This window comes from Mycobacterium shimoidei, from assembly GCF_900417275.1.
Lineage (GTDB): Bacteria > Actinomycetota > Actinomycetes > Mycobacteriales > Mycobacteriaceae > Mycobacterium > Mycobacterium shimoidei.
In genome coordinates, this window is record NZ_UEGW01000001.1 from 3011500 (window position 1) to 3037617 (window position 26118).

12 protein-coding genes are annotated in these 26118 nt (G+C 66.6%); 8 read left to right on the forward strand and 4 right to left on the reverse strand.

What is annotated here, in order from left to right; genetic code table 11:
- Positions 1-2: 2 nt before the first annotated feature.
- From MSP7336_RS14595 to MSP7336_RS14610, 4 genes are all read right to left on the reverse strand, one after another.
- Entirely contained in the window at positions 3-1499 is a 1497-nt protein-coding gene (locus MSP7336_RS14595; RefSeq protein ID WP_113963996.1) for a flavin-containing monooxygenase, read from the reverse strand.
- A gap of 3 nt (positions 1500-1502) precedes the next feature.
- Positions 1503-2423: a reductase gene (locus MSP7336_RS14600; protein WP_069397082.1), complete on the reverse strand. Its 921-nt coding sequence runs from the start codon at positions 2421-2423 to the stop codon at positions 1503-1505.
- Complete coding sequence (locus MSP7336_RS14605) at positions 2420-3289, reverse strand: SDR family NAD(P)-dependent oxidoreductase (protein ID WP_113964928.1); 870 nt, start codon at positions 3287-3289, stop codon at positions 2420-2422. The genes MSP7336_RS14600 and MSP7336_RS14605 overlap by 4 nt, the downstream gene beginning before the upstream one ends.
- Positions 3290-3380: 91 nt before the next feature.
- Positions 3381-5021 (reverse strand): (2,3-dihydroxybenzoyl)adenylate synthase, encoded by a 1641-nt coding sequence (locus tag MSP7336_RS14610; RefSeq protein WP_113963997.1) that lies wholly within the window; start codon positions 5019-5021, stop codon positions 3381-3383.
- A 78-nt stretch (positions 5022-5099) separates the two neighbouring features.
- Here MSP7336_RS14610 and MSP7336_RS14615 point away from each other — a divergent pair, with 78 nt between their 5' ends.
- From MSP7336_RS14615 to MSP7336_RS14650, 8 genes are read left to right on the forward strand one after another with little or no spacing between them, the layout of a single operon-like run.
- Positions 5100-8597, forward strand: a complete 3498-nt coding sequence (locus MSP7336_RS14615; RefSeq protein ID WP_113963998.1) for a non-ribosomal peptide synthetase — start codon at positions 5100-5102, stop codon at positions 8595-8597.
- On the forward strand, positions 8594-9358 hold the full coding sequence (locus MSP7336_RS14620) for a thioesterase II family protein (RefSeq protein WP_244917465.1): 765 nt from the start codon (positions 8594-8596) through the stop codon (positions 9356-9358). The genes MSP7336_RS14615 and MSP7336_RS14620 overlap by 4 nt, the downstream gene beginning before the upstream one ends.
- Positions 9348-10694 (forward strand): beta-ketoacyl [acyl carrier protein] synthase domain-containing protein, encoded by a 1347-nt coding sequence (locus MSP7336_RS14625; RefSeq protein ID WP_113964930.1) that lies wholly within the window; start codon positions 9348-9350, stop codon positions 10692-10694. Before MSP7336_RS14620 ends, MSP7336_RS14625 begins: the two co-directional genes overlap by 11 nt.
- Positions 10691-13696: a mycobactin polyketide synthase MbtD gene (gene mbtD, locus MSP7336_RS14630; protein ID WP_113963999.1), complete on the forward strand. Its 3006-nt coding sequence runs from the start codon at positions 10691-10693 to the stop codon at positions 13694-13696. The genes MSP7336_RS14625 and mbtD overlap by 4 nt, the downstream gene beginning before the upstream one ends.
- Positions 13693-20187, forward strand: a complete 6495-nt coding sequence (locus MSP7336_RS14635) for a non-ribosomal peptide synthetase (protein ID WP_113964000.1) — start codon at positions 13693-13695, stop codon at positions 20185-20187. Before mbtD ends, MSP7336_RS14635 begins: the two co-directional genes overlap by 4 nt.
- Before the next feature lie 47 nt (positions 20188-20234).
- On the forward strand, positions 20235-24578 hold the full coding sequence (locus MSP7336_RS14640) for a non-ribosomal peptide synthetase (protein WP_113964931.1): 4344 nt from the start codon (positions 20235-20237) through the stop codon (positions 24576-24578).
- A complete protein-coding gene (gene mbtG, locus MSP7336_RS14645; protein WP_069397074.1) occupies positions 24575-25858 on the forward strand; it encodes an NADPH-dependent L-lysine N(6)-monooxygenase MbtG in 1284 nt (427 codons plus the stop codon). Before MSP7336_RS14640 ends, mbtG begins: the two co-directional genes overlap by 4 nt.
- Positions 25836-26063 (forward strand): MbtH family protein, encoded by a 228-nt coding sequence (locus MSP7336_RS14650; protein ID WP_069397073.1) that lies wholly within the window; start codon positions 25836-25838, stop codon positions 26061-26063. Before mbtG ends, MSP7336_RS14650 begins: the two co-directional genes overlap by 23 nt.
- Positions 26064-26118 lie beyond the last annotated feature (55 nt).

Consider the following 26118-nt stretch of genomic DNA (forward strand, 5'->3'; position numbering starts at 1 on the left):
ACTCAGCCCGAGGAGCTGACGCGGACATCGGCGTTACGCGCGACCGCGTGGTAGTCCGCGATCCGGAAATCTCGCATCTGTCGAAGGTACTGGGTCGCGGTGCCCGGATACATCGCGGCGTTGCAGCCGTCCCTGGTCAGATACCAGCTGCGGCAACCAGACATCCATGTGGTGTTCGCCAGGCGCTTCTGGATGCGTTCGTTGTAGCGGCGCTGAACGTCGGCGCGCACGTCGAGGTAACGCAGATCCTTGTCCAGGATGGTGGTGATGGCGCGCACCGCGTACTCGAGTTGGCCTTCGATGTACACCAGCAGCGAATTGTGCCCGGACCCGGAATTGGGACCGGTCATGAAAAACAGGTTGGGGTAGCCGTGCGCGCTTGTGCTCTTGTAGGCCTGGGCGCCATCGGCCCATTCGGCGTTGAGCGAGCGAGCGCCCAGACCGTGCACCGGGAACGGGGGACCGGTCAGATGCACGTCGTAACCCGTGGCGAACACAATGCAGTCCACGTGGTGCTCGATGCCGTCGCTGGTGCGGATACCGGCGGGGCTCAGTGTCGCGATCGGCCAGTCGATGAGCTTGCAGTTGTGGCGCTGCAGCGCGGGGTAGTAACCGCTGGAGACCAGCATCCGCTTGCAGCCCGGGGTGAAGTCGGGCGTCAGCTGACGGCGCAGCCACGGGTCTTTGACCGCCAGCCGCAGATGCGCCTTGCCCAGCCGCGCGACCAATGAGGTCAGCGGAGTGTTCCATACCAGAGCGGCGGCGCTGGCTTCATGTCCCCAGAACAGTGCCTGCCGGGCAAGTTCCTGCGCGGCAGGGAATTTGGTGAACACGGCCTGCACAGCGGGCGGTGTGGTGATGTCGAGGCGGGGCAGCACCCAGCCGGGCGTGCGCTGGAACACCTTGACGAAATCGGCTTGCTTGACCAGTTCTGGGACGATCTGGACGGCGCTGGCCCCGGTCCCGATGACCGCGACACGCTTGCCGGCGAAATCGTAGTCGTGGTCCCAGCGTCCGCTGTGGATCTTGTGCCCGCGGTAGGAGTCGATGCCGCGGATGTCGGGAAAGCTGACATCCGATAACGGTCCCGAAGCCAGGATGACGGTGCGGGCGTGAAAACGCTTGCGTCCGGCCGTCGTTGCGGTCCACACACCGGCCTTCTCGTCGAACGACAACCCATTGACCTCCTGGCCGAACCGGATTCGGCGACGGATGTCGTATCGGGTGGCCAGGTCCTCGAGGTGGCGGTGAATCTCGCCGGCGGGCGAGTAGGTGCGCGACCAGCTCGGGTTCTGGGCGAACGAGAATGAATACAGCAGCGACGGGATGTCACAGCTCGCGCCGGGGTAGGTGGTGTCGCGCCAGGTTCCGCCCACCCGGTTACTGCGCTCCAGGATGACGAAGTCCTCGACGCCGACTTCGGCGAGCTTGATCGCGGCGCCCAGGCCGGTGAAGCCGGCGCCGACAATCAGCGTCGGATGAACTTGGTTGCGCGCCATGGGTTATGCCGCTGGCTCGTGGGTCACTTCGCGAACCCAGCTAGGCACCTTCGGCAGCAGAGGCCGCGGATAGCGGTCGGAAAGCCACACCATCGAGTTGGCCAGCAGATGATAGGGATGCTGCGGTTTTGTGACTACTCCGGCGTAGCGCCTCAGGAATCGGTAAGTCGGTACCCGCTCGGTGTGTGCACCGCGGTCACCAAGCTCTTTGAATCGTTTCACAGCCTTGTAGAGTCGCTCGGGCTCCAAACCCATGGCGACGATCTCATTGCGGATTCTGTTGATCAACGGCACACCCGTGACCGCGCCGATGATGAGACCCGGAGTGGCATGGTGACCGACGAAATCGATCAACAACCGTCGAATCTTCGCGTGCCCGATCATGTCGAGAACTTCGAAATCGACCACTAGATGGCGTGATTCGTCGTTGTTGATCTTCTCGAACACTTGGTGGCAAACCGGGTCATGCACCTCCTCGAGGAGGAACTTCAAGAGGGCGCCGTCCAGGGCGACTTCGAGCATCGGAATGACGGTGCCGAGCAGAGACAGCGGCATGTCGTCGGCCCAGCGGTCCAGCCAGTCGATGGCCAGCCGTATGTTCACGTTCGGCTCGGGAACTTCATTGTCCTCGAGCATGCCCCAGCGCTTCATCAGCGCCAGCTCGGCGTTGGCGTGGCGTTGCTCTTCGGCGTGGAAGTAGCGGTAGATCTCGGCGATGGTGGGGGTGGGCGCTTTTTTCGCCAGCGCCGCGAATCCCCGGGCGCCGATGTTCTCGATCCAGCACAAGTCGGCCATGAAGGCCTTCAGCTGGGGCCGGAATTCGTCGCTGATCGTCTCGGCACCGGGTGCGTCCCAATCGATGTCGGCGAGCGCCCATTGCCGGTCCTTGATCTTGGCCAGCATTGCTTCCATGTCGATACTCATCGAGTTTCTCCCTCGTGCACGGCGTCAGAGTGAGACAGGGCAGTCCGGGACAGCAGGCCCATCGCGCGGGTGTATGCGCTCGGGGCCAAGCGTTTGATATTCCAGCCGACTTTGGCGTCCAGCTGCGGCATGCAATACAGGTCGCCGCGATCGTGGGCGTCCAGGCAGGTGCGCGCGACCTTGGCCGGCGAAAACCCGATCCAGCGCGTCAGTTTCGTCGCCAGCTCGCTGCTCTCCGTCGTGATCCGGCCGGATTCGATGATGTTGGTCTTGACGAAAGTCGGACACAGCGCGGTGACCCTGACCCCCGAGCCGGACAATTCGGCGGCCAGAGTCTCCGACAGCGACAGCACTCCGGCCTTGCTGACGTTGTAGGCGGCCATCCCCGGGGCCGCGCCGAACGCGGCGGCTGAGGCCACGTTGATGATGCCGCGAGGCGGTTTGGAAGGCCCGGCTGCCCGCAGGATCGGCGCGAACACGTGACAACCGTGAATCGGCCCCCACAAGTTGATGCCCAGCAGCCAGCGCCAATCCTCAATGGAAGCTTCGCCGATGGCTGCCCCGCCGGCGCCGACTCCGGCGTTGTTGATCACCAGGGTGGGGGCTTTGCCGAACCAGGATTGCGACTGGGTCGCCAGCTCGCACACCTCGTCGTATTGCGACACGTCGCAGCGGATCGCGGTGGCGTTGCCGCCGTGGTCGGTGATTGTCTTGGCGGTGTCGGCGGCAGCGGCTTCGTCGATGTCGCTGCACAGCACCGAGCCGCCCCGACGGGCGAGCTCCAGCGCGAACGCCGCCCCGATTCCGCTGCCGGCGCCGGTGACCACCGCCGACGCGTTGTGGCTGGTCTTTTCGGAGGTGCGCATGAACCTCGTCGCCGCGCCAACCAGCGCCGTCATGCGACTGAGTCAACCGCAAATGGTGACATTAGTCAATGGCAACGTCGGCGGCAGAGCGCTATGTCGTGGACTGTAGTCCCCGCGCGATGGCCTTTTTGTCAACCTTGCCGATCGCGGTGACAGGCAGCGAGGTCATCGCGGCCAACATATCCGGTCGGGCGTGTCGGGCTACCCCGCGTTGATCGAGGTATTCGTTCAGTTCGGCCAGTGTCAAAGCAGCGCCGTCGAAAATGACTGCCGCGCAGATCTTTTCGCCTAGATACTCATCGGGCAGTGCGACCGCCACCGCCGACGAGATCGCCGGATGCGCGATGAGATGCTCTTCGATGTCGGCGGCGGCAACGGTTTCGCCGCCGCGGTGGATGACGTCTTTGACCCGGCCGGTAACTTCCAGATAGCCATTGTCGAACCGGCGCACCAAATCACCGGTGCGGTAGAAGCCGTCGGGATCGAAGCTGCGCGCATTGTCACGCTCGGCTCGAAAGTAGCCGTTGAGGGTATAGGGTCCGCGCACCAGCAATTCGCCTTCGGCGCCGGCGGCCACCGCCACGCCGGCATCGTCGACGATGCGCAGCTCGTCGTCGGGGCACAGCGGCAGTCCTTGTGTGTGATCGACAAGCTCCGGCGGATCGCCGGGCCGGGTGTAGCACACCAGGCCTTCGGCCATGCCGAATACCTGCTGCAGTCCCGGGGTCAGCTTCTCGCGAATGCGGGCGGCATCCGTGGCGTCGAGCTTGGCTCCGCCAACCTGCAACAGCCGCAAGGTTGTTGGTGTCACCGGCTCCCAGTCGGTGGCCTGTGCCCACAGATTGGCCAACGCCGGAACCAGCGCGGTGGCGGTGACGCCGTGGCGTGCGATCGTGGCAAAAGCCGCCTCCGGACTGGGGTCGGAGCTGAATACCGTGGTGGCACCGACGCTGATCGCGCCGAGCAGGCCCGGGCAGGCCAGCGGAAAGTTGTGTGCGACAGGCAATGTCGCCAGGTAGACGTCGTCGATAGTCAACCCGCAGACCTCGGCGCTGGCCGTGGCGTTGTAGACGTAATCCTCGTGAGTGCGGGGGATGAGCTTGGGTATGCCGGTGGTACCACCCGAAACCAGGAGCAAGGCAGGCGATTCCGGAGCCGCAGTAGCCTGCGCCCGCCGATGGGTGTCGCCCGCGGACACCGCGGCCCATGATATGAACGGGCCGGGATCGCCGTCGACCACGACATGGCGCAGCGTGCCGTGCTCGCGGATCAGCTCGTGCGCCATTGCCCGATAATCGAAGCCTTTGTCTACGTCGCAGATGAGCAGCATGCGTGCTTCGCTGACCGCGGCGAAGTGCCCCAGTTCGGCGGCGCGGTGGCCGGGCAGGCACATCACCGGTATCGCACCCGCCCGCAATAACGCGAACAGCGCGACCCCGAACTCACAACGATTGGGCAGTTGCAACAACACCCGGTCACCGGGCGCGATGCCCAGCGCGGTCAGGCCGGCGGCCGCGCGCGCGGCGCGCTGCTCGAGTTCTGCATAGGTCAGCCGCTGTCCGGCCGGATCGGAGTCGACCATGGCCAGGCGGTGCGGCCACTTCTGTGCGGCCTCGGACAGCAGCGAATCGACCGTTCGGCCTGTCCAGTAGCCGGCCGAGCGGTAGCGCGCCGCCCGCTCGGCGGGGAAGGGGACGAAACCATCGACGCCGCTCGCGGCCATCTCGGACATAGGTATCTCCTCGCCAGCCTGCCCCGGGTAAGGTAACCACAAATTAGGGCAGCCTTTGCTAATTATCGGGAGGAGTTCGTGAGTTCTCCAGCCGCGGGTGTACACGCCATCCGCGCCGAGGTCGCCGAACTGTTGGGCGTTGACGTGGAAGCCATCGATCCTCTCAGCGACCTCGTCAGCCAGGGTCTCGACTCGATCCGGATGATGGCACTGGCCGGTCGCTGGCGCCGCTCGGGCCATGCGGTGGACTTCGCCGCGCTGGCCGCCGCGCCGACCATAACGGCCTGGTCCGCGCTGCTCTCGACCGCTGCTCAGGCCGAGCCGGACACCCCGGCAGCCGCCGAGCCGGACGCCACGGGCGAGCCGTTTCCGCTGGCACCGATGCAGCACGCCATGTGGGTGGGCCGTCAGGACAACCAGCCGCTCGGCGGGGTGGCGGGTCACCTCTATGTCGAGTTCGACGGCGACCACATCGACCCGGATCGACTCCGCGCGGCTGCCGCCGACCTGGCGCTGCGCCATCCGATGCTGCGGGTCCGGTTTCTGCCCGACGGAACCCAGCGGGTCGATCCACGCCACGCGGACTTCCCGGTTACGGTGCACGACCTTCGCGACCTTGCCGCCGACGCCGTCGAGCAGCGGCTCGCCGACTTGCGAACCGTCAAGTCTTATCAGCAGCTCGACGGGCAGGTGCTCGAGCTGACCCTGACCCTGTTGCCCGGGCTGCGCAGCCGGCTGCACGTCGACCTGGACATGCAGGCCGCCGACGCGATGAGCTACCGCACCCTGATGGCCGACCTGGCAGCGCTTTATCAGCGCCGAGAACTGCCCGAATTGAAATACACCTACCGCGAATACCGCCAGGAGATGCTGCGTCGCGAGGCCGTGCCCGACCCCAAGCACGACGCCGACCGTGACTGGTGGGCCCGGCGCCTCCCCGAATTGCCCGACCCGCCGAGGCTGCCGTACCGCACTGGCGGCGACCGCATTTCACGCACCAGCAGCCGACACTGGCACTGGCTGGATCCGCAAACCCGCGACGCGTTGTTCGCCAACGCCCGGGCGCACAGTGTCACGCCGGCGATGGCGTTTGCCTCGGTGTTCGCCCACACGCTGGCGTACTGGTCGAAAAGCCCGCGGTTTTTGCTGAATGTCCCGCTGTTCGCCCGCGAAAGCCTGCACCCCGACGTCGACCACCTGGTCGGCGACTTCACGTCGTCGCTGCTGCTTGACCTCGACTTGACATGTACCGCGACCGCAGCTGCCCGAGCACATGTCGTTCAAGACGAAATGCGCATCGCCGCTGCGCATTCCGGCTACCCGGGCCTGTCGGTGCTGCGCGACCTGAGCCGGCACCGCGGCACGCAGGTACTGGCGCCGGTGGTGTTCACCAGCGCCCTCGGGCTCGGTGAGCTGTTCTCGGCCGAGGTGACCGCACAATTCGGTACACCGGCCTGGATCATCTCGCAGGGTCCGCAGGTCGCACTCGACGCACAGGTCACCGAGTTCGACGGCGGCGTGCTGGTGAACTGGGATGTCCGCGACGATGTGTTCGAGACGGGTGTTATCGACGCCATGTTCGCCCACCACATCGACGAACTGAGGCGGCTCGCCGAGGATCCCGGCGCGTGGGACACGGCGAGCTCCGCCGCTCTTCCGCCGTCGCAGCAGGCGGTGCGTGCGGCCGTCAACACCAACACCGTCGCGCCCAGCGGGGAAGCATTGCACGACGGCTTCTTCCGTAACGCCGAGGCGCAGCCCGACGCGCCGGCGATCTACGCCAGCTCCGGAGCGCTCAGTTATGCCGAGCTGCGACGCCAGGTGCTGGCGGTGGCGGCGGCCTTGCGCGACATCGGCATTCACCTCGGCGATGCGGTCGCGGTCATGGGCCCCAAGAACGCAGAACAGGTGCCCGCGCTGCTCGGCATCCTGGCCGCCGGCGGGGTCTACTTACCGATTGGTGTCGACCAACCAACCGAACGTGCCGCCCGCATCCTGTCCACCGCCGACGTCGGCGCAGTGCTGGTATGTGGCTCGCATCCGGTGCAGGCACCGGTACCGGTCCTCACCATCGCCGAAGTGCTGCAGAAGTACCGTGCTGAGTCGCTGGAAAACATCTGTGCCGCAACGGACCCCGGCGATGTGGCCTACGTGCTGTTCACCTCCGGCTCCACCGGTGAACCCAAAGGCGTCGAGGTGACCCACGACGCCGCGATGAACACGGTTGAATTCATCACCCGCCACTTCGAGATCGGCCCCGACGACCGCTGTCTGGCGCTGTCCACCCTGGAATGCGACATGTCAGTGCTCGACATCTTCGCCACCCTGCGTGCCGGCGGCGCGATCGTCGTTGTCGACGAGGAGCGGCGCCGCGACCCCGACGCCTGGGCCCGGCTGATCGACACCCACCAGGTGACGGTGCTGAACTTCCTGCCGGGCTGGCTGGAGATGCTCGTCGAGGTCGGGGCGGGACGGTTGTCCTCGGTGCGAGTGGTGCCGACCGGCGGTGACTGGGTGCGCCCGCAGCTGGCGCGCCGGCTGCGCGCCGAGTCGCCCACGATGCGGTTCGCCGGGTTGGGCGGCGCCACCGAAACAGCGGTGCACGCCACAATTTTCGAGGTTGACCAGATCGGCGAACTGCCAGAACAGTGGACCGCCGTGCCGTATGGCAAGCCGCTTCCCAATATCGCCTGCCGGGTGGTCAACGAGATGGGAGGCGACTGCCCGGACTGGGTGGTCGGCGAGCTGTGGGTATCAGGACGCGGCATCGCACGCGGTTACCGCGGCCGTCCCGATCTGACGGGCCAGCGTTTCGTCGCCCATGACGGCCGGACGTGGTATCGCACCGGCGATCTGGCCAGGTACTGGCCGGACGGCACCCTGGAGTTCGTCGGGCGCGCCGACCACCGTGTCAAAATCAGCGGCTACCGCGTCGAACTCGGCGAGGTGGAAGCCGTCCTGCGTCGAATCGCCGGTGTGACGGCAGCTGTCGCGGGCATGGTGCCGACGTCCGGCGGTGCCGAGGTGTTGGCCGCGGTGGTCTGTGTCGATGACCCGGCGCTGAGCGGCGAGCGGGTGCGCGAAGCCATGAGCGAACTTGCACCCGCGCATATGGTTCCGCGGCACGTGTCGTTGGTGGAGCGCATCCCGTTCACCGTCGGCGGCAAAATCGACCGGCGTGCCGTCGCGGACCAGTTGAGCGCCGATGTGGCCGGTGCCGGCAAACCTGGTCACCGGCCGGCGTCGACACCGGTGCAAGCGGCGCTGGTGACGATCATCGGTGACGTGCTCGGTGTCGACGCCGTCGGTGTCGACGACGACTTCTTTGCGTTGGGCGGTGACTCGGTGCTGGCCACTCAGGCCGTCGCCGCGATCCGGGTGTGGCTGGACACGCCCGATGTGATGGTCGCCGACATGTTCGCCGCGCGCACCGTGTCGGCTCTCGCGGACCTGCTCGAGCGCCGCGACCCCGATCGGGGGCGTCTCCAGCAGGTCGCTGAGCTCTACCTGGACGTGGCCGGCATGGCGCCGGAGAAAGTGCTCGCCGAGACAACCGCACCGGTTAGGACCCAATGACACTCGATGAGTTGACTTCTGTGGCAACACAATTCCCGCCGTGGATCAAACACTTCGCGGCCCGGGGCAGTGCACGCGCCGGCGCGACGGTGGTCTTCCCACACGCCGGTGGCGCCGCAGTCGGATACCGTGCGCTGGCGTCGGCGCTGTCGCTCGCGGCGGACACGTTCGTGGTGCAATACCCGCAGCGAGCCGAGCGGCTGGACGAACCCGCCGCCCAAACCGTCCACGACCTTGCCCGGGGGCTGTTCAACGCCGGGCCGTGGCACGACGTCGCGCCGCTGCGGCTGTTCGGACACAGCATGGGCGCGATCGTCGCCTTCGAATTCGCGCGGATCGCCGAACAGCACGGTGTTGAGCTACCCACGCTGTGGGTTTCGGCGGCTCCGGCGCCGAGCATCGTCGCGACCCTGCCCCAACTGCCCACCACCGACTCCGAACTGCTGGCCGACCTGGCGGACCTCGGTGCAACCGACCCGCGGCTGCTCGAAGACGAGGAGTTCGTCGGGTTGCTCATGCCGCCGGCGCGTGGTGACTATCAGGCTCTCAACCGCTATGCCTGCGGTCCGGACATCCGCATCCGCGCCGATATCCAAGCGCTCGGCGGCCGGCAGGACCACCGTGTCGACCTCGCGTCGCTGCAGCAGTGGAAGGTCCACACAAAGGCCGCGTTCAGCCTGTCGCTCTATGACGGCGGCCACTTTTACATCACCGAACACATACAAGCCGTTGCCGCTCAGGTGAATGCCGATGGCTGCTAACCACGCCAGTGAGGGCGGCGACCGTGACCCGGTCGTGATCGTCGGCATGGCTGTCGAGGCCCCCGGCGGCGTCGACTCCGCCGACAGCTACTGGCGGCTGTTGTCGCAGCGGCAGGAGGGACTGTGCCCATTCCCCACTGACCGAGGCTGGCCCATCGGCGAATTGCTCGCGGGTTCACGCCGGGAGGGCTTCAAGAAGATTCACGACAGCGGCGGTTTCCTCAGTGACGCGGCAACATTCGATCCTGGGTTTTTCGGGATATCCGCCCGTGAGGCCGTCGCGATGGACCCGCAGCAGCGCGTCGCGCTGCGCGTCGCCTGGCGGGCGCTGGAAAACAGCGGCATCAATCCCGATGATGTCGCCGGACACGACGTGGGGTGCTACATCGGTGCGTCGGTCACCGGGTACGGCCCGCAGATGGACGAGTTCTCGCGGCACAGCGGCCATCTGATCACCGGGACGGCCCTTGGCGTGATCTCGGGTCGGATCGCCTACACCCTCGGCTTGTCCGGACCGGCGCTGACGGTCGACGCGTCCTGCGCATCGGCATTGGCGGCCTTCCACGTCGCCGTGCAATCGGTACGTGCAGGCGACTGCGACATGGCGTTGACCGGCGGGGTGTGCGTCATGGGGTCTCCCGGTTTTTTCATCGAGTTCTCCAAGCAGCACGCCCTTTCCGACGACGGCCATTGCCGCCCCTACAGCGCGGACGCCAGCGGAACGGTGTGGGCGGAAGGTGCGGCGATGTTCGTGCTGCAACGCAAGTCGGCGGCGCTGCGCAACGGCCGCCGGATCATGGCCGAAGTCGACGCCACCGCCGTCAATCAGGACGGTCGCAGCGCGGGATTGACCGCGCCCAGCGGTGCGGCGCAAGTCCGACTGTTTCGCCGCGCGATCGACCAAGCCGGAATTCGTCCCGAACAGGTCGGCATGGTCGAGGGCCACGGCACCGGCACCCGACTCGGAGACCGCACCGAATTGCAGTCGCTGTCTGCGACATACGGCGACACCGCCCCCGGCTGCGGTGGGCTGCTGGGATCGGTGAAGTCGAACGTCGGTCACGCCCAGGCGGCTGCCGGCGCGCTCGGCCTGGCCAAAGTGTTGGTGTCCGCCGAACGCGGCGCTGTTCCGCCCACGCTGCACGCCACCGAACCCAGCCGTGAAATCGATTGGGAAGAACAAGGTTTACGATTGGCGCGGGAGCTGACGCCGTGGCCTGCGGTGGACGGACGACGGATCGCCGCGGTATCGGCTTTCGGCATGAGCGGAACCAATGCGCATCTGATCGTGTCGGTTCCAAAGGTCGCGCCCGCGCAGGGGAGTGCTGCCACGTGACGGCGCATCCACTGCCCGACGGCCGCGTCCCCGTGCTGCTCAGCGCACACGACGAGGACCTGATCCGGCAAGATGCTGCCGCGATCGCTGCCTATCTGGACGGTATTGCCGATACGCCGGATCTGCCCGCCGCGGTGTCATCGACGCTCCTGCGCACCCGGCGGGTGCGTCGGTACCGGGCGGTAGTGCGCGCCGCGAATCGTGGCGAGCTGATAGCGGGACTGGAGGCGCTCGCGGTCGGCGATCAGCACCCGCTGGTAGCGAGCTCATCGGAAACCTCGGCGCCCCGAACAGCTTTCGTTTTCCCCGGACAGGGCAACCAATGGCCGTCAATGAGCGCCGAGGTTTATCATCGGCTCCCCGCCTACCGCACGGAAGCGGATCGCTGCGCAGCGACATTCACCGCCGCCGGGCTGCCCTCGCCGCTGGAATATCTGCTCGGCGACGCCGACCGGGAATGGTCGCAGATCCAAATCCAAGGTGCGCAGTTCACCCACGCCGTCAGTCTGGCCGAGGTCTGGCGATCATGCGGTGTGCTGCCCGATCTCACGGTGGGTCACAGCCTTGGTGAGGTCGCGGCCGCCCACGCTGCCGGCACCATCACGCTGCACGACGCGGTCGCTGTGGTGGCGGCACGCGCCACCGTCGTCGACCGGCTACCCGGCCGCTACGGCATGGCGATGCTCGGCGTGGCCCCCGAAGACGCGCAGCAACTCATCGCCGAAACACCCGGCTGGCTGGAACTCTCGGTGGTCAACGGCCCTTCGTCGAGCGTGGTGTCCGGCGACCGCGACGCCGTCGCAGCGATCGTCGCACTCGCGAAAGAGCGCAGCATCTTCGTTCGCGAGCTGCCTGTCGAGTTCCCCGCACACACCAGCGCGCTGGAATCATTGCGAACCACATTGGCCGACTTGTTGCCCGCATCGGTGTTTCTCGACGCACCGGTGGAGTTCATCTCCTCGGCTCATGGCCGTGTGGTCCGACCCGACACCGACTTCGCCGCATACTGGTACGAAAACCTGCGCAACACCGTTCGATTCGACTGGGCGGTGAACGCGGCCCTGCAACGTGATGCGGGGGCGTTTGCCGAAATGTCGGCACACCCGTCGCTGCTGTATTCGCTGGCTGAATTGGCCGACGGGGCACTGATCGTGGGATCCGGACACCGCGACGAGCCGGCCGTGGACGAACTGTCCAGCAACATCGCCGCCGCCGCCGTCGCCAATCCCGGTTACCGATGGGCCGACGCCACCACCGGCTACCCGGGGCCGCCGCTGTGGGGTTTTCCGAACGCGCCGATGCGCGCCCTACACCTGTGGGCGAAGCCGGAACCACTACCACCGGCTCCCGATGAGGGTCTCAAGATCATCGCCGAGACGTGGCAACCAGCCGATCATCCGCCACCCCCCGCGCGAGCACCGTTCAGTGTCGCGATCATCTCGTCAGAGGACGCCGACGATGCGCTCACCCAACAATTGGCCGAAGCCGTCGCCGCGCATCCGGCGGCGCAACTGACCGGTCCCACCGACGCGGATGTGGCTGTCCTCGTCGCACCGCCCTGCACGCAGGATGGTGCGGCAGCAGCGATCAACGAGATCTGCACCCGCGCTGTCAAACTCGACTACCACACTTTTGTCGGCCCGCGCTGCCGCCGCGTCTGGTTGGTCACCACGCGCGGAGAGCGAGTGCAACCCGGCGAGCCGGTCGCAGCCTTCGCGCAGGCGGTGCTGGCGGCGATGCATCGCAGCATCGGCTTGGAATTCCCCGACTGCACGTTCGCACACCTGGACTTGCCGCGGCCGGACATCGGGGCCGACGTGAGTATCGTCGATATGCTGTTCGACAACGACACCGAGGTAGCACTGCGTGACAATCCAGGTGGCACAGGCGAACTGCGTCGCTATGTTCGCAGGCTTCGCGAACGCACAGCACCGCAACGCGAGCCCGGCGCCGCCGTACTCGACAACGTCGTGATCACCGGTGGCAGCGGCGGCATCGGGCTGCGTTTCGCGCGGTACTGCGTCGAACACGGCGCGCGCCGGCTGGTCTTGCTGAGCCGCAACGGCGTCGACGCGGCCGACCTCGACCGACTTATCGAAGGCCACAGCGTCGAGATTTATGCGCCGCCCTGCGACGTCACCGACCGGCGGGAGCTGTCAGACGTTGCCGCCGACTATGCCGGCAACGGTGCATCACTGCTGATCCATGCCGCCGGAATCGCTTCGCTCGCACCCCACAATCGGCTCGGCGAGCCCGATCTGGCAGACGTGTTCGGCGCAAAAGTAGCCGGATTGGTGCACATCACCGACATCTGGCCGCGGCAGCCGGAAAGCCGGATCCTGCTGTGCTCGTCGGTGTCCGGCGTGTGGGGCGGTTATGGGCACGCCGCCTACGCGGCCGCCAACCGGATGCTCGACGTGCTCGCCGACCAGCTGCGCGCCGGCGGGCTGCAATGTACGGCGGTGCGCTGGGGACTATGGCCGGACCCCGGTATCCTCGCCGGTGCCGAGATCGCCCGCGTCGAACGCGCCGGATTGATCGCGATGGATCCTGACGCGGCGATTCGCGCCGGCCTGGGCCACCATGACGACAATCCGCTGATTCTCGCAGCGGACTTCGACCGGCTTCAGCTGTTCTTCGAAAGCCAGGGAATTCCAATGCCATTCCAATTTCCTGCGGCTGCTTCGAACCTGGACGTGGACACCGACGGACACGCAGGTGAGCAAAAGCCGGTCGCCGCGGTAGTACGTGCCGAGCTGGCAACGGTGCTGGATATCGACGGCCCGGCGACGGTCGATATGAGCACGGCGCTGGTCGATCTCGGTGTGGATTCACTGCTGGCGCTCGATTTGCGCAACCGGTTGCGCCGCGCGACGGGCCGTTCGGTCCCACTGGCGAGACTGCTCGGCGGCATCACCGGCGTCGAGCTGATCGAAGAACTGCAGTCGCCCCCCGAACCGGATCCGCCACGCACGCTCGAAAGATTGGAATCTTCGCCGTGACTGACGCCACCGACACCCGGCTCGACACGCAGCGCCTGGAGCTGTTCCGTCGCAGACTGGCCGAGCGAGGCCTGTCACGATCAGCGGGCCCGGCGGACGAGACGCACGCGCCGGCCCAGACGCTGTCCGACGGGCAGCGCCGGATGTGGTTCGTGCAGTCGTTCGATCCCACCGGTGCGTTACTCAACGTCTGCGTCTCCTACCGCCTGACCGGAGCCGTCGACATCACGCGCCTACACCAAGCCGTCGATGCCGTAGCGGTCCGCCACCCGGTGCTGCGCACGACCTATCACGCAGCCGACAACGGTGACCCATACCCGGTCACTCATGACGACCTGCGACCGGGCTGGAGCGAACACGATCTGTCCGGGCTGACCGAGCAGGCACGCCAGCTGCGCCTGGAAGTGCTCGCACAGCGGGAGTTCCGCCGCGCCTTCGACTTGTCAACCGACTCGCCGCTGCGGATCGCCGCGGTGCGGCTGGGTGCCGACGATCTCATGCTGCTGTTCACCGCCCATCACATCGCGTGGGACGACGGATCGTGGGCCCCGTTCTTCGCCGATCTGACCAAGGCCTATCGCGATCCGGACACGCTGCAACCCCTGCCGCCCGGGGCGGCCGCCGCCCCGACAACCGGCGCACTCGAGGAAGATCTTGCCTATTGGCGCTCTCAGATGACGGATCTGCCCGAGCCGCTGGAACTTCCGGGTCCCAATGGTTCGGTGGTGCCGACCAGCTGGCGCTCACAACGCGCGTCGCTGCGCCTGCCCGCGGCCACGCTCGACCGGATCACGGCATTGGCGCGGGAGAACGGCGCCACCCCATACATGGTGTTGCTGGCGGCGTTTTCGGCGCTGATGCATCGCTACACCCATAGCACCGACTTCCTGATCGCTGTACCGGTGATGAACCGCAGAGCCGGAACAGAGGAAGCCATCGGCTACTTCGGCAACACCGTCGTGTTGCGTGCGCGGCCCGCTCCCCGGCTCACGTTCCGCGAACTGCTGATGCAGTCGCGGGACACCGCGGCCGGGGCGTTCGCCCACCAGCGAATCAACCTCGACTGGTTGGTCCGCGAAACCAACCCCGACCGTCAGTTCGGCGCCGAGCGCATGACCAGGGTCAGCTTCGCTCTTCGCGAACCCGACGGCGGCGGGTTCTGCCCTCCCGGAGTGCGATGCGACCGTGCCGAATTGCGGTCGCAATTGAGCCAGCTGCCACTGGGTTTCATGCTCGAAATCGACGACGGCGTGGTGATCGAGGCGGAGTATTTGGTCGAGGTGCTGGACGCGGCGCTGGTGCAACAGCTCCTCGAGCACTACGCCGTGTTGCTGGACAGCGCACTGGCCGATCCGGACACCGAGCTCGCCCGACTGGCCGTGATGAGCGATGCCGACGCCGAATGGCTGCGTCGTGTTTCGACCGGAACGAAGTTTTCCACGCCGGCGAGCACCCTGGTCGACTTGGTTACCAAACGTGCCACGGCCGCGCCCGACGCCGTCGCAGTGGTCTTCGAAGGCCGCCAATACAGTTACCGGGAGATCAACGAGCAGGCTAATCGGGTCGCGCACTGGCTGATCGAGCGCGGGATCGGCACCGAGGATCGGGTGGCTGTGCTGCTCGACAAGTCGCCGGAACTGGTCATCACTGCGCTGGGCGTCCTCAAAGCCGGCGCGGTGTACCTGCCCGTCGACCCCAGCTACCCGGCGGACCGGATCTCATTCATCCTCGACGACGCAGTGGCGTCGCTGGTGCTGCGCGAGCCGGTGCCGGATTCGGACCTGGCCCGTTACCCCGCCTCCGATCCGCGCATCGACGAGCTGGTGCGGCCGCTGCGGCCGCAGAACACCGCGTATTTGATCTACACCTCGGGATCGACCGGACTGCCCAAGGGTGTCCCGGTACCACACGCGCCGGTCGCCGAGTACTTCGAATGGTTCGGCGACGAATACCAGGTTGACGAGACCGACCGGCTGCTGCAAGTAGCCTCCCCGAGCTTCGACGTATCGATCGGCGAAATCTTCGGAACGTTGATTTGCGGTGCGCGGCTGGTTATTCCGCGGCCAGATGGCTTACGCGATATCGGCTACCTGACCGAGCTACTGCAGCGCGAAGGCATCACATCGATGCATTTCGTACCGTCGCTGCTGGGCCTCTTCCTGTCCCTGCCGGGTGTCAACCAGTGGCGCACCCTGCGTCGAGTGCCGATCGGCGGCGAGGCGCTGCCCGGGGAGATCGCCGACAAATTCCACGCCACGTTCGACGCGTCGCTGTACAACTTCTACGGGCCGACCGAAACCGTCATCAACGCCACGAGCTACCCGGTGGAAGGAATTCAAGGCACCCGGATCGTGCCGATCGGCCGTCCCAAGATCAATACCCAGGTGCACCTGCTCGACGATGCATTACAGCCGGTGCCGGTAGGTGTGATCGGCGAGATCTACATCGGCGGGAGCCACCTCGCGCACGGCTATCATCGCAGACCCGCGTTGACCGCGGAGCGCTTCGTCGCCGATCCGTTCACGCCGGGCGCGCGGTTGTACCGGTCCGGTGATCTGGCGCGCCGTAACGCCGACGGGGACATCGAGTTCGTCGGCCGGGCCGACGAGCAGGTGAAGATCCGCGGCTTCCGGATCGAGTTAGGGGAAGTGGCCGCTGCTATTTCAGTCGACCCGAGCGTGGGGCAGGCCGTCGTTGTGGCCGCGGACCTACCTCAGCTCGGCAAATGTCTGGTCGGCTACATCACGCCGGTCACCGGAGCCGGGCCGGATTCTGTTGAGGTGGAACGGATCCGCAGCCGGGTAGCCGCTGCACTGCCCGACTACATGACGCCGGCCGCCTACGTTGTTCTCGACGAGATCCCAATCACCGCGCACGGCAAGATCGACCGTGACGCATTGCCGCAACCGCAAATCAGCGCGGCAACCGAATACCGCGAGCCCGCGACGGCGACCGAGCGGCAGATCGCCGCCCTGTTCGCACAATTACTCGCCCGCGAGCAGGTGGGTGTGGACGACTCGTTCTTCGACCTTGGCGGGCACTCGCTGCTGGCCACCAGGCTCGTCGCTGCGATCCGGGCGGACTGTGGTGTGGAGATCGGCGTCCGGGAAGTTTTCGAGTTGGCGACGGTCGGCGCACTGGCGCAGCGGGTCGAGCAGGCGCGGTCCGGCGGTGTCGCGCAGCGCCGCCCGAAGTTGACCGCGACCGCGCACGACGGGCCCGCACCGCTGTCGGCGTCGCAACTGCGCACCTGGTTCGCGTACCGCATCGAGGGGCCCAGCCGGGTCAACAACATTCCTTTCGCCGCCCGGCTCACCGGGCCGTGCGATGTCAGCGCGCTGATCGAAGCGATCAACGACGTGGTGCGCCGCCACGAAATCCTGCGCACCACCTACACCGAGATCGAAGGCGTCCCATACCAAGTGGTCAACCCCGCCTCAGACGTCGCGGTGCGGCAGGCGTCCGGTGACGGGGAAGCCTGGGTGCGAGCACAATTGGACGCTGAACGCCGGCACTGCTTCGAGTTGGATCGCGAATGGCCGATCCGCGTCGCGCTGCTGCATTGCGGCGACGAGCACATTGTCTCGCTAGTGGTGCACCATATCGCCGCCGACCACTGGTCGGGCGGGGTGCTGTTCGCCGACCTGCTGGCCGCCTACCGGGCACGCTGCGCCGGGGAAGCGCCGACATGGGCACCACTGCGGCTGCAGTACGCCGACTACGCGGCCTGGCAGGCCGAATTGCTTTCCGAGCCGGTAGGGGACGAGAGCAGCATCGCGGCGGTAGAACGCGACTACTGGAAGCACCAGCTTGCCGGGGTGCCCGAAGACACCGGGCTGCGGCCGGATTTCGCTCGGCAGCCGGCGCCCAGCGGCGAGGGCGACGCGGTCGAATTCAACATCGACACGCACACCCGCGGCAAACTCATCGAGGTGTGCCGTCAGCTTGGCGTCACCGAGTTCATGCTGTTGCAGGCCGCGGTCGCCGTGGTGCTGCACAAGGCCGGCGGCGGCACGGACATTCCGCTGGGTGCCCCGGTCGCCGGACGAACCGAGGCCGAACTCGACCAACTGATCGGGTTTTTCGTCAACCTGCTGGTGCTGCGCAACGATCTGACCGGCAATCCGACATTGCGTGAGGTGCTGTCGCGGGCCCGCGACACCGCGTTAGCCGCATATGCTCATCAGGACCTGCCGTTCGACCGGGTGGTGGACGCGGTCAACCCGACCCGATCACTGTCGCGTAACCCGCTGTTTCAAGTCGTCGTGCATGTCCACGAGTACCTGCCCGCCGGTCGGGTGATCGACTCCGGGCCCGCCGGCGAAACCCGGTTCACCGCCGTTGAGCCGGTTTTCGACATGGCCCACGCGGACTTGAGCGTCAACTTCTTCGCCACCGACGCCGGATATACCGGCAGCATCGTTTACCGCACCGAGCTATACCGGCGAGCCACCATCGAACGCGTGGTCGCCTGGCTGGGTCAGGTCATCGAGGCGTTCGTCACCGACGTCGATCAGCGGCTACAGGATGTGCGGTTGATCGATGCAGTAGAACAGCAGCGGATCCTGGCGGACTGGAGCCGCGGCCCGGCGTCGGAACCGGGACGGCCGCGCACCATCCCCGAATTGCTGGAACCCAGCCGCCAATACGGTTCTGGCCGGGTCGCTGTGCGCTGCGCCGGGAGGGAGATCGATTACCCTGCGCTGCATCGTCTTTCGGACAACTTCGCGCGGCTGCTAGCTGACCACGGCGTAGGACCCGGCTCCCTGGTCGGGCTGTCGACGCGCCGGGACATCGAATTGGTCGTCGCGCTGGTGGGCATCATGAAGGCCGGCGCCGGCTATTTTCCGATCGATCCGGGCTACCCGCCGGCGCGCAAGCAGTTCATGCTCGGCGATGTCGAACCGAACGTCGTGGTAGTCACCGACGAGGCGCTGGACAGCATGCCGGAAGCACCTGGCACCACGTTCGTTTCACTCGACGACCCCGCCGTGCGCGACGCACTGGACGCCGAAGGCCCCGTGGAGCCGCTGCCGTTGCCGCATCCCGACGACCCGATGTATCTGGTCTTCACTTCGGGCTCGACCGGTCAACCCAAGGGCGTGCTGGGCACCCATCGGGCGATGTCGACCCGGTTGGACTGGCAACTGCGGCACTACCCGGTGCCGGGCAACGACGTCCGGCTGGCCCAGGCGTCGATGACCTTCCTCGAAGGAAGCATGGAGACCTTGGCTGGCCTGGCCGCCGGCGCCACGTTGATCCTGGCCGACGATGCCGAATACCGTGACGCCGAAGCGTTGGCGTCACTGGTGCAAAGCAATTCGGTGGCGCAGGTGACCGCGGTGGCCAGCCTGGTGTCCACGCTGGTCGACGGCTGGCCCGACGTGGTGCGTTCGCTGACCCGCCTGGTGTGCAGCGGGGAGCCGGTGAGCGTCTCGCTGCTGGAGCGGTTGGTGGCTGCTTGCGGTGGCGAGAGCGGTCCGGAGCTGCTGAACAACTTCGGCGCCACCGAAACGTCCGGCGGGCTGGTCCGCGGGCCGCTGTCCCCGCCGGTACCGATCCTGGGCAAGCCCACGCCGGACTCACAGGTCTATTTGCTCGACGACAATTTGCGTCCGGTCCCCGTCGGGGTGATCGGCGAATTGTATTACGCCGGTGACCAATTGGTCCGTGGCTATTGGAAGCGGCCGGGTCTGACGGCGTCCCGGTTTGTGGCCAACCCGTACGCAGAGGTGCCCGGTGCGCGGTTCTACCGCAGCGGCGACCGGGCTCGGTGGACCGAAGACGGCAGGCTGGAGTTCGTCGGCCGCACCGATCACCAGGTGAAGGTGCGCGGGTTCCGTGTCGAGCTGGGCGAGGTAGAGGCCGCGCTGATAGGTGTCGACGGGGTCGCCGCGGCGGCAGCCCGGACCTGGGAAATCCAGGGCAGCACCACGCTGGCCGGGTATGTGGTGGCGCATCAGCCACTCGACGACAGCGCGAAATCGGCGTTCGCCTTTAAGGTGCGCGCCGCCCTGGCCGCGACGTTGCCCGGCTACATGATGCCGTCGTCGATCACCGTGCTCGACGCCATGCCCAAAACCGAGTCGGGCAAGCTGAACCGGCCCGCATTGCCACGCCCGGCGGTGAGCACCACGGGAGTCGTCGAACCGCCGCGCACCGACACCGAACGCGCGCTGGCGGCGGTGTTCGGCGAGTTACTGTCCGCGGAGCAGGTGGGGCGCTTCGATGACTTCTTTGCCCTCGGCGGCGACAGCATCCTGTCGGTGCAATTGTCGGCACGGGCCCGCGCGGCCGGCCTGCCGGTGAGCCCGCGCATGGTGTTCGAAAACCCCACCGTTGCGCAGTTGGCTGCGGCGATTGAGGCCGGCGAGGGCGACGAGCAGGTCGATACCTGCTACGAACCGATGAGCACCTCAGGATTGTCGGCCGACGAGCTGGCCGCACTGACATCGTCGTGGTTGTCCGATACGGAAGATGGCGCGCCGTGACCGCAACCCGGGCCCAGCCCAGCGCGCCGCCGGGCATCGACGACGTGATGGCGCTCAGCCCGCTGCAAGAGGGGCTGTATTCGCGCACGATGCTGTCCGATCAGGCAGACGACCCGTACGTGATCGCGATGGCCGCCGACATTTCCGGTTCGCTCGATGTCGCGCTGTTGACCGATTGCCTCGCGAAAATGCTGGAGCGTCACCCGAATTTGCGGGCAAGCTTTGTCAGTCGCGGCATATCGCGCCCGGTGCAGATCGTGCCCACGCAGGTCGAGCTGCCCTGGCGACAAGTCACTGCGTCGCCCGAGGACCTGCACCACCTCGAGGCCGAAGAACGGCGTCGGCCCTTCGAATTCGGACGCACACCCGCCATCCGCTTTTTGCTCATCGAATTACCCTCTGCGCATTGGCGGTTAGTGATCACAGCTCATCACATTGTCATCGACGGCTGGTCGCTGCCGCTGTTTGTCACCGAGCTGGTGACCTTATACGGAGCCAACGGCGATTTGGACGCGCTGCCGCCGGCGCCCCGGCCGTACCGTGACTACATCGGCTGGCTGGCGGCTCGTGACACCGCTGCCAGCCAACGGATCTGGCGCGAGCATCTCGCTGGACTGGCGGGTCCCGCGTTGCTGTCGGCGGCGCTGCCGGCTACCGCCCCCGCCGCGGGCTTGCCGCGGCGCACGGAGCTGCGGCTGGATCAAGAAGACACCGCACGCCTCGTGGACGGCGCCCGCACCCGCGGCATCACCGTCAACACGCTGATGCAGATGTCCTGGGCGTTGATCCTGTCGCGGATGACCGACCGCTCGGATGTGGTGTTCGGTGTCACCGTGTCGGGTCGGCCCGCCGAATTGAGCGGTGTGGAAACGATGGTCGGCCTGTTCATCAACACCGTGCCGTTGCGGGTGCCGCTGGATCCAGGCGCCGGCACCGGAGAGCAATGCCTTGCACTGCAACGTGTTGGCGCGACACTGCGCGATCACAGCTATTTGAGCCACGCGCAACTACGGGCGCTGGGCGGCGTCGGCGAAATGTTCGACACCCTGTTGGTGTATGAGAACTTTCCGGCCGGCGGTTTGGTCGGCGCGCGCGAACTGACGACGAACGGTGTGACGTTTCGTCCCGCCGCCTTGGAAAGCCTCTCGCACTTTCCCGTCACGCTGGCCGCCCATCTGGCCGACGGCGGACTGGTGCTGCTGATGGAAGTACTCGACGGCGCACTGGGCGCGATGACACCGGACGGGTTGGGCCACCGGGTGTTGGCTACCGCCGAGCGATTACTCGCGGCCTGGGACCGCCCGCTTCGTGAGGTCAGCGTGCTCCTCGAAACCGAAGAATCGCCAATCCGCCGGCCGGGCGGCGCGACACCGGCGGTACCGCAGTCGATTCACGAGCGACTGCGCGCCGTCGCGACGGCGACACCCCACGCGCCCGCGTTGAGTTGGGCCGACGGACAGCTGACGTATGCGCAGCTGGAGACCGAGACAGACCGGGTGGCGGCACGTTTGCACGCTGCGGGTGCCGGACCGGAAACGCCAGTCGCACTTCGGCTTCCCCGCGGTCCGCAGTACGCGATAGCAATATTCGCGGTCCTCAAAGCCGGTGCGATGGTTGTGCCACTGGAACCCGAGATGCCGTCTGGCCGGGTCGAATCAATTCTGCGGCAAACCGGAGCGACGATCGTCGTCGACGAGGAATTCCTCGAGGCCGCCGCCCAGCACCGCAGCGACTTTCGGCCCGCCACCGGTGTGGACCCGTCCCACGCCGCCTACGTGGTGTTCACCTCCGGGACGACCGGAGAACCCAAAGGAGTCGTCGGAACTCACGCGGCGCTGAGCGCCTACGCCGACGACCACATCGACAGCGTCCTGCGCCCGGCGGCGAACCGGCTGGGCCGCCGGCTGCGGATCGCGCATGCCTGGTCGTTCGCCTTCGATGCCGCGTGGCAGCCGCTGGTCGCATTGCTCGACGGTCACGCCGTACACATCGTCGAGCAGGGCACCCGCACCGATGCCGAGGCGCTGGTGCACACGATCATCGAGCATGACATCGACATGATCGACACCACACCGTCAATGTTCGCCCAGCTGAAGGCGTTTGGCTTGCTGACGACCGCACCGTTGGCGGTGCTGGCGCTGGGCGGCGAAGCGATCGGGACCGCGATGTGGAACGCCATCGGCGAGGAGTGCGAGCGCAGCGGGCTGGCCGCCTACAACTGCTACGGCCCCACCGAAGCCACGGTGGAGGCGGTCGTGGCGGCGATCGCCGACCACGACCAGCCGTCCATCGGCTTCCCCACCGGGCAAACCCGCGGTTATGTCTTGGACTCCGCGCTCAACCCGGTGCCCTGCGGCGCCGTGGGGGAGCTGTATTTGGCCGGTCCCCAACTCGCCCGCGGCTATCTGGGCCGTGCCGGCGAAACGTCGACCCGGTTCGTCGCAGACCCATTCGTCACCGGTGAGCGGATGTATCGCACCGGCGATGTGGTGCGGCGCCACCCCGACGGGTCACTGCAGTATCTCGGCCGAGCCGACAGCCAGGTCAAGATACGCGGCTACCGTGTCGAGCCGAGCGAAATCGCCGCGGTGCTGGAGTCTCACCCCGCGGTACGGCAGGCGCGTGTACTGGTGCGCGAGCGTCACGGCAGTTCCCAGCTGACCGCCTACGTGACCACGGTCGACCATGGCGGCTCCGCAACGGCTGAGCTACGCGTCATGCTCGCCGAGCGATTGCCGCGCTACATGGTTCCACAGCGCATCGTCGTCGTCGACGAGATCCCGCTGACCGTCAACGACAAACTGGACGAGGTTGCACTGGCCGCGGCGGACCAGCATGCGTCGACAGGAGCGGAGCCCGAGACTGCGACGGAAACCGCGCTTGCCGAGGTGCTTTCGGAGCTCCTTCACCTGCCGAGCGTCGACGTGACCGCTGATTTCCTGGAGCTGGGGCTGGACAGCATCGTGGCGCTGTCAGTGGTGCAGGCCGCGCGCCGCCGCGGCATCAGACTGCGGCCGCGCCTGGTGCTGGAGTGCGGCAGCATCCGGGAACTGGCCACTGCCATAGACGTTGAAGCCGCAACAGCCGCAACGGCATCCGACGTCAACGTCGAGGGCGGACCGATACCGCTGTTGGCGAACGCTCATTGGCTTTACGAATACGGCGAGCCGCGGAGGTTGGCGCAGGCCGAAGCCGTACGGTTGCCCGAGGGTGTCACGGGTGATCAGCTGCGTACCGCGCTGGCGACGGTCGTCGACGGTCACGAGGTGCTGCGCGCCCGATTGGACCGGGCCGCCATGTGCCTGCTGCCGATCAAGGCGTCCGATGTCCTCATCGAGGTGCCGGTGCCGGGCGACCTGCAAGCAGCCGTTCACGCCCACACCCGACAAGCGTTGGAAAGCCTCGACCCCGAAAGCGGAAGGCTGCTCAGCGCAGTGTGGTTGCGACCGCCAGCCGGACGCAGTGTGCTGGTGCTGGTCGGCCATGTCTTGGCCATGGACCCGGTGTCCTGGCATGTCGTTCTCGGCGAGCTCGACGCGGCCTTGCGTTCGGTCATGACCGGCCACAAGCCGACACCGATTCGTGAGCACACCAGCTATCGGCGGTGGGCCGAGGCATTGATACAACGCGCCGAAACCCTCGACAGCACGCCGTTTTGGATGTCGCAACTCGCCGGTGAAGACCCTGATCTGGGGACGCGACGGGTGCAGCCGGGCCGCGATCGCGCGCGCGACCTGCTGGTGACAACCGTGATGTGTGACTTGGATATCACCGCCCGCCTGCTGAATTCCGGTCTGCCGATGTTCGATCTGCTGATCGCCGCGGCATCGCGGGTGGTGACGCGGTGGCGGCGGAGCCGCGGCCAGCCGACGCCGCCGCCGTTGCTGGCGCTGGAGACCCATGGCCGTTCCGATGTGCTGTTCGACGACACCACCGACGTTATCGACACCACCGAAACCGTTGGTCTGCTGAGCGCCATCTACCCGCTACGGGTCGACACCGAGGATCCGCGCGCGGTGGGGCAGCGGCTGTCGGCGATTCCGGGCGACGGAATCGACTACGGCCTGTTGCGATACCTGCGTGCCGATTCAGCGGATCAGCTCGCCGGCTTACCCGAACCGCAGCTGCTGCTCAATTACCTCGGCCGCGCCGACGTCGTCGGCGCCGGGGGACTCGAACTGGATCGTGGGGTGCTGTCCGGGGTGTCGCCGCTTCCCGAGCCCGAGCAGGCGGTGCGCTACGAGCTGAGCATATTGGCCACCGTGGTCGGCACCGCTGATCACCAAGTTCTGGTGACGCAATGGCGGGCGCTGCGGGACGTCTTTAGCGACACGGATATTACTGCGCTGCAAGAACTTTGGAACAAGGCGCTCGAGGAGATGGTGCAATGACGACGCTTGCCGTGCTGGGCGCCGGCGTCAAAGCCGTGGCCGTCGCGGCCAAGGCGGCAGTCCTGCACGAAATGGGTATCGATGCGCCGCAAGTGGTCGCCGTGGAACGCATCGCGGTAGGTGCCAACTGGCAGGCCAGCGGAGGATGGACTGACGGGGCGCAGCGGCTGGGCACCAGCCCGGAAAAGGACGTCGGGTTCCCGTACCGCTCAGCGCTGGTGCCGCGGCGCAACGCCGAGCTGGACGAGCGGATGACCCGGTACAGCTGGCAGTCGTATCTGATAGGCACCGGCCAGTTCGCGCAATGGATCGACCGCGGCCGCCCGGCACCCGCCCACCGGACGTGGGGCCGGTACCTGCGGTGGGTGGCCGAGCAAATAGACATGACGGTGGTCCACGGCGAGGTCGATCGCCTCGCTGTCGACGGTAGACGCTGGGCGCTGCACACCCACGAAAAGACCGTGTACGCAGATGGATTGATGATCACCGGACCCGGGCAGGCCGAAAAGTCTTTGCTGCCCGGCAATCCACGAGTGCTTTCCATCGCCCAGTTCTGGCACCGCGTCCAACACGATCGCATCAGCGCCGAACGGGTGGCCGTCATCGGCGGCGGGGAAACCGCTGCGGCAATGCTTGCCGAGCTGTTCCGCCACCGGGTTTCGACTATTACGGTGATCTCTCCGCAGGTGACGTTGTTCACCCGCGGGGAAGGCTTCTTCGAGAACACGTTGTTCTCCGACCCCACCAACTGGGCCGCGCTGACCCTCGATGAACGCCGCGACGCGATTGCCCGCACCGACCGCGGAGTGTTCTCGGTGGCCGTGCAGGATGCGTTGCTGGCCGACGACCGCATTCGGCATCTGCGCGGTCGAGTGGCCCACGCGGTGGGTCGCGACGATCAGATCCGGCTGACGCTCGCCACCAACCGGGGCAGCGAAAACGTCGAAACAGTGCATGGTTTTGACTTGGTCATCGACGGATCAGGTGCCGATCCGCTGTGGTTCACCGAGCTGTTCAGCCAAGAGGCGTTGGACCTGATCGAGCTGGGGCTGGGAGGTCCGTTGAGCGGTGATCGACTCGAAGAGGCCATCGGCCATGACCTCGCCGTCACCGACGTCACGCCGAAGTTGTTCCTGCCCAACCTCGCCGGGCTGAACCAGGGTCCTGGCTTTCCCAACCTCAGCTGCCTGGGCCTGCTGTCCGACCGGGTGCTTGGCGCCGAGCTGTCCCCGGTCGACCCGTCTACTAGGAGAAATGATGAGCACCAACCCCTTCGATGACGAGACCGGCACTTTCGTCGTACTGGTCAACGACGAAGAACAGCACAGCCTGTGGCCCACCTTCGCCGACATCCCGGCCGGCTGGCGTCAGGTCTTCGGCGAAGCCAGCCGCGCGGAATGCCTGGAGTACGTCGAAGAGCATTGGACCGACATGCGACCTAAAAGCCTGCGGGACGCCATGAATTCGGGGAAATCGGGCCACTAGCTTTTGCCGTGCTGGTGCACAAAGATCTTGATCATCGCCCGAACGGAAGGACAGC